The sequence below is a fragment of the Pseudomonas syringae genome (assembly GCF_021605415.1).
GTDB classification, from domain to species: domain Bacteria; phylum Pseudomonadota; class Gammaproteobacteria; order Pseudomonadales; family Pseudomonadaceae; genus Aquipseudomonas; species Aquipseudomonas syringae_S.
In genome coordinates this window covers 1-1,191 of record NZ_WKEQ01000088.1, presented here as the reverse complement: position 1 = coordinate 1,191, position 1,191 = coordinate 1, and the positions used below count along the sequence as shown (strand labels likewise).

The window sequence follows — 1,191 nt, the reverse complement described above, 5'->3', positions numbered from 1 at the left end:
GGATGGTCTGAAGTAGCCATGTATTTCCCCGGCATACCACCTAGCGCAACTTTTAAACTCGCCAAATGATCAAAAAACAATCAATTCGACGAGTATTTCTTACGTTTTCGCCACCCGGACCCCACTCCGGTGGCCATTTCCCGCATTACAGGCGCACCTCTCCTGCATTCGTCAGTAAATGTCGGCGCGCCATCCACAGGTTCGACAGAGCGAACAGTGTCACCAGTTGCGCCGTGTTTTTGGCCAAGCCGCGAAAGCGCACCTTGGTGTAACCGAACTGGCGCTTGATTACCCGGAACGGATGCTCGACCTTGGCGCGCACCTGAGCCTTGGCCTTTTCAATCTTGCGCTTGGCTTTGTACAGCACGCTGCGCTTATCGAGTTTTTTGTAGGTGCTGCGGCGTGCCGCCACCTGCCAGATAACTTCACGTCCTTCATGCTCGGGCCGCTTTTCGACACCGGTGTAGCCTGCATCGGCGCAGACCACGTTTTCGTCGCCATGCAGCAATTTGTCCACCTGGGTGACATCCGCCACATTGGCCGCCGTGCCCACTACGCTGTGCACCAGACCCGATTCGTCATCGGCGCCGATGTGGGCCTTCATGCCAAAATAATACTGGTTTCCCTTCTTGGTCTGGTGCATTTCCGGGTCGCGCTTGCCGTCCTTGTTCTTGGTCGAACTGGGCGCATTGATCAGCGTTGCATCGACGATGGTGCCCTGGCGCAGCGACAGGCCGCGGTCGCCCAGATAGCCATTGATGACAGCGAGGATGCCGGCCGCCAGCTCGTGTTTCTCCAGCAAGCGGCGGAAGTTGAGAATGGTGGTTTCGTCGGGGATGCGCTCCAGGTTCAGCCCGGCAAACTGGCGCAGGATCGTGGTTTCGTACAGCGCTTCCTCCATCGCTGGATCGCTGTAGCCGAACCAGTTCTGCAGCAGATGCACACGCAGCATCGCCATCAACGGGTAGGCCGGACGGCCACCTTCACCTTTCGGATAATGTGGCTCGATCAAAGCAATCAAGCCCTTCCACGGCACCACCCGATCCATCTCGATCAGGAACAACTCCTTGCGGGTTTGCTTGCGCTTGCCAGCGTACTCGGCGTCGGCGAAGGTCATCTGCTTCATCGGGAAACTCGGTGGGTGGGGTCGCGGTATTTTGCCAAATCAGAAAGTCTTTTTCAGAGTTTCCT

1 protein-coding gene is annotated in these 1,191 nt (G+C 57.2%); it reads right to left on the bottom strand.

The window, feature by feature from the left end; translation table 11 throughout:
- Positions 1 to 145: 145 nt before the first annotated feature.
- Positions 146 to 1,126 carry an IS5-like element IS1384 family transposase gene (locus GIW69_RS26110; protein WP_010466230.1) on the bottom strand — a complete coding sequence of 327 codons (981 nt, stop codon included), beginning with the start codon at positions 1,124 to 1,126 and terminating at the stop codon, positions 146 to 148.
- Between the last annotated feature and the right edge of the window lie 65 nt (positions 1,127 to 1,191).